Annotated in this window: 5 protein-coding genes; 1 reads left to right on the top strand and 4 read right to left on the bottom strand. The window is 41.7% G+C overall.

Going from position 1 to position 4,357, the window contains the following annotated elements:
- Positions 1-118 precede the first annotated feature (118 nt).
- Positions 119-421: a flagellar biosynthesis anti-sigma factor FlgM gene (gene flgM, locus B4K20_RS08845; RefSeq protein ID WP_286303757.1), complete on the bottom strand. Its 303-nt coding sequence runs from the start codon at positions 419-421 to the stop codon at positions 119-121.
- Between the two features lie 65 nt (positions 422-486).
- On the bottom strand, positions 487-1,185 hold the full coding sequence (flgA, locus tag B4K20_RS08850) for a flagellar basal body P-ring formation chaperone FlgA (protein ID WP_289282619.1): 699 nt from the start codon (positions 1,183-1,185) through the stop codon (positions 487-489).
- A gap of 134 nt (positions 1,186-1,319) precedes the next feature.
- Between flgA and B4K20_RS08855 the strand changes: the two genes are divergently transcribed.
- Positions 1,320-2,240: a chemotaxis protein CheV gene (locus tag B4K20_RS08855; RefSeq protein WP_286303755.1), complete on the top strand. Its 921-nt coding sequence runs from the start codon at positions 1,320-1,322 to the stop codon at positions 2,238-2,240.
- A gap of 29 nt (positions 2,241-2,269) precedes the next feature.
- Here the strand turns inward: B4K20_RS08855 and B4K20_RS08860 are convergent, their stop codons facing one another.
- Positions 2,270-3,403 (bottom strand): DUF4340 domain-containing protein, encoded by a 1,134-nt coding sequence (locus tag B4K20_RS08860; protein ID WP_289282620.1) that lies wholly within the window; start codon positions 3,401-3,403, stop codon positions 2,270-2,272.
- A 38-nt stretch (positions 3,404-3,441) separates the two neighbouring features.
- On the bottom strand, positions 3,442-4,357 hold a 916-nt coding region (locus B4K20_RS08865; RefSeq protein ID WP_422655790.1), incomplete at its 5' end, for a Gldg family protein.

Below are 4,357 nucleotides of genomic sequence, written 5' to 3' on the forward strand. Positions count from 1 at the left end.
TTCAATGCCTCACGCTCTTGCTTTAGCAGCGTTGCGATTGCTGTACTGCTGCTAATCTCAGATTGGAGAATAGTACTCAGCTGTTGCATGGCATTCATAGACATGGGGTTATCCTTTCTTAAAAGTTACCCTCAAAATCAATCATTTTTCGTGCCAACTGCTGGCTGTCTACCTGATAACTACCATCCTCAATTGCCGCTTTAATAGAATCAACTTTTGCCTGATTCACAGTGGGAACATCAGCTAAGCTTTTTTCTACTTGCGACAGCGTATCACTTAAACTCACTTTATCGCTTTCCGTGTTTGGGCTCGATGTTGTGGTTGACGGCGATGTTTCTGCAGTCTCTTTACGCTCACCAATGTTTCGCAACGAGCTGTATTCAGCCTGCGATGGTGGCTTAATGTTATTAATTTCAGACATATAACGTGTCTCCATTTACTTTATATTGGTTGTATCGGCAGCAAATAATGAAAGTTGAGAATTTTTTACATTGTTACTTGAACAACCCCTGGTGCTTGCACGACACCCTCAACCACTCTGTTCGAAGAACTATTTTTCACTTTAATTTTGTCACCCAAGATTGCATCTTCCATTGCCATACCATTCATCCTGACCTCCATTGAGCCAGCTTGTGCAACAAGAATAACTTGCTCGCCTCGCTGTACAATTTTCTGCTGTTTGAGACTACGTGGAGTTAATGCTGTTCCCATCGCGAGTGAATATCTCAACTGCTGCCCTACAACATTATCCGACGAAAGGATAAAACCTTGTCGCAAATCGCTGATATCCTGCATCACTGTTTTGACATCAGATGCTTTCAGAACTTGGTTGGCGCTGAGCGCTCTTGCTGCCACGACAACAGGACGCAAAACTTTCACTTTGACAGAGACGTAAACAGTCCATTCTGTTAGTGTGCTGCAACGTATTCCAATTGTTCTATTTCCAGTGGTATCAGCACTGGATGATGAAAATGCACTCAGCTTGCCATCACACGCTTGCAGTCGCAAACGTTTATCCATAGCATCAACAGTAATTTGAGGATTGTCATAATAAGCTTGTGCATCATTCATTGCAAAAACATAAGCCGTTTGTTCAATACCGGCTAAAGACTGTAAAGAATCTGCATAGACAGAATGTGTCAATAAAACGGCACTTAAACATGATAAAAGTAATCTACGAATCATGAGAGTTCACCTGAACAGTAAGATCAAAAAACTTTCTGAATAGTTTGTTGCAAGTTATATGCCTAGACATGATTTTAAAAACTCAAGACTTAACAAGCCTTGCCGATAGCCTCATTAAGTAAATAGGAGTCAATATGAGCAGTATTATTGATGGTGTAGACCAACGCACGAACCTTGCTGGGACCAATCGGCTGGAATTATTGTTGTTTCGTTTGGGCACAGCTCAACTTTATGGGATTAATGTCTTTAAAGTACGTGAAGCGATAGCCTGTCCTAATCTAACGAAATTGCCACAGTCTCATCCTAATATAAAAGGTATGGCATCCATTCGTGGTCAGACGGTTAGCATCGTCGATTTATCACAGAGTATAGGGCGACGCTCTCTCGAGGATCTGGCTGACAATTTTGTTATTCTGACCGAATACAATCGCTCTGTTCAGGGCTTTTTAGTCACCTCTGTAGAACGCATCATCAATATCAGCTGGTCAGACGTATTACCACCACCGGCAGCGTCAGGGGCTAGTAACTATCTGACAGCCATTACTAAGTTCGAGGATAAGCTAGTTCAGATTATTGATGTCGAACAGGTATTAGCAGAAGTCATGGGTATTGAGGCCGATGTCTCGTCAGAGTTAGTGAATAACTACTCTGAGCATAACCAAGAAATACGCCAACACATATTGGTTGTAGATGACTCCAGTGTGGCTAGAAACCAGATAAAACGTACACTAGAACAAATCGGTCTAGAAATTACTTTGGCTAAAAATGGTAAAGAAGCGCTAGACATGCTTAAGGCGTGGGAAGCGGCAGGCGAAGATATCTACGAGAAAATTGCATTAATGATCTCGGATATTGAAATGCCAGAAATGGATGGCTATACACTCACATCGGAAGTTCGGCTGGATCCAGCAATGAAAAGTTTGCCTATTTTATTGCACACCTCAATGAGTGGCACATTTAATCAGGCATTGGTATCTAAAGTCGGTGCAGATAAATTTATACCTAAGTTCTCAGCAGATGAGTTGGCAGCAGCGGTTCAATCTATGCTGAAATAAAAAAGGCTCCTCAAGGAGCCTTTTTTAATTTAGTTTAAAGGTCCAAAACCATTTAAATCAGAGGGCATCGGAATCACATTATTTTTTTCCGTAACGATATCAGCCTTGGCTCTCATCAGATTGGTGCCAGTAAAGCCACTGACACGGTAGACCCAGTCAGATAACTTCTCATTTAGTTCTTCAACTTCAGCCTTCACTTGTTCATCAGACTTCAACACCTCTAACGCTTTAATATCATCTGGTGCCTCAGAAATAAGGTCTGACTGATAATCTGCTGATAAGGTGGTGTAATAGAAACCATCAATAAATGACGTTCTTGATGTGACAACTAAACCGTCAAAAGTGATAAAGCGGGCAATAACCACATCAGCATCACCACGATTAAACTCTTTTTTAGGCAAAACATCTTCCATGCGCAATTGATGTAAAGAGCCAGCAATATCATAACCTAGCTGAGGATATTTGAAGACCGTTTTCTCACCTGACTCGGGTGTGCCAAATCTATCTTTTTTGCCTAAATTGACCAAAGTGGCCATATCACCATTAGGTTGGATAATTTCCACACGAGCAATTCGTTCACGTGCAAGATTAATCACCTGACTATCAATCCAGTTAAGCATGACCGGACTGATTAATAAATAACCTTCTGCTAACCAGCTCTGCTCATCACCAACCCGTCTCACGTAAAACTGTTTGGGCCCGGCACTGGCCACGGTCACATCTCGTTGTTTACCCAGCAGTAAACCGGCAATGGCTTCATCGCCCTCTTTTAATATGACTTTGATCGAGTCACCATCTGGCGTTTCAGGTTTAGCGCCATCCACACCTAAAATCGGGTACTGTTCGGGGTTATTGGTTTTCTTCTCCATCAGTTTCGCTTCTGACAGATCGATTAACATCCGCTTCACTTCATCAAAGTTAGCAGGATAGTTATAGTGCTGAGGGATAAACCAATCTTCGCCTTGTCGTTGTAAAGCAAACTGATCTTCACCACTACTAAACTCAATCGTATCAACCTGACTTAATTCACTGAACAAGTCTGGAAACAATAAACCATAGTCATCATCATTATCATCAGTGCGATAAATGGTTACCAGCATCAGCAGTACCATCAACACTGTGACGATGAAAAGAATAGTCAAACTGTTGAATTTTTTTGTCATTTTATAAACCTATTTTCTAGTCGACTAAAACAGTATCGTTATTGTTGGCTACGGGCTTTATTACGTTTACGGATACGCATCCAGCCAGTAAAAACCGCTAATAACCCGACTAATATCGGCACTAATCCAATATTGAAAAACTTCAACTGTGCATCCAGTTTATCGATATCTTTACGTAAATTAGCTTGCACATCTCGTAATTGTTGTTGAGTTTTATTAGCTGTCAGGCGGAACTCAGCAATTTCTTTTTGTTGTTCAGGAGACAAAATCTGCTCCCCTGAACCACTTCGCTGAACCTGCATACGAGCTATGCGTTGTTGCGTTTCTTTTAATTTGTTTTGCAATTCCCGTTCTTTGGTGCGGAAACGCTTCTCTGCATCACGTTGGAGTGCAATGACTTTATGGAACGGTCTGGAGAAGCCAGCACGAGAACGAATGCTGATTAGGCCCTCACTGCCAGTCATATCCTCGATCGCATTAATCAAGAAATCGATATTGTTAGAGGTATTAAATGCCAACTGTTTACCGTAAAAATCCTGCGTTTCCACCCAGAAACGGTCATCAAGCATGTCGACATCTGCGATCGCAATGACATCAATAGCTTGTTTTGCATTATCTAAATGCCCAGGCATTTTTTTGATGTCTCCTGATACAGTTTTTGCTCCATCCGGGAAAGCTGTTTTCACTTCGCCCTGCGCACGTATTGCCATAGGGTAACTAATGGTTCCCGCCTGATATTTGGTCAATAATGCGACAGGGTCATTACGAAACTGAACAACCCTTTTATCAACCAGCATGGCTTCATTGCTTGAAGAGAAAAGCGGCGTGATATTGGTAGTATGCTCATCCAGAATTTCAAAACGTCCTGGCGTGGCGACATTGAGTTGACGCAATGCTGAGGTGATACGTTCATCTTTGTTGAAGTTATCTTTTACTAACTTTTGCCATAGAACA

Origin of the sequence: Methylophaga sp. UBA5088, assembly GCF_002414625.1 — a bacterium.
In the GTDB taxonomy this organism is placed as follows: domain Bacteria; phylum Pseudomonadota; class Gammaproteobacteria; order Nitrosococcales; family Methylophagaceae; genus Methylophaga; species Methylophaga marina.

Coding starts and splice junctions, on each gene's coding strand:
- flgM (WP_286303757.1), bottom strand. CDS start 421: ATGTCTGAAATTAATAACATTAAGCCACCATCGCAGGCTGAATACAGC.
- B4K20_RS08860 (WP_289282620.1), bottom strand. CDS start 3,403: ATGACAAAAAAATTCAACAGTTTGACTATTCTTTTCATCGTCACAGTG.
- flgA (WP_289282619.1), bottom strand. CDS start 1,185: ATGATTCGTAGATTACTTTTATCATGTTTAAGTGCCGTTTTATTGACA.
- B4K20_RS08855 (WP_286303755.1), top strand. CDS start 1,320: ATGAGCAGTATTATTGATGGTGTAGACCAACGCACGAACCTTGCTGGG.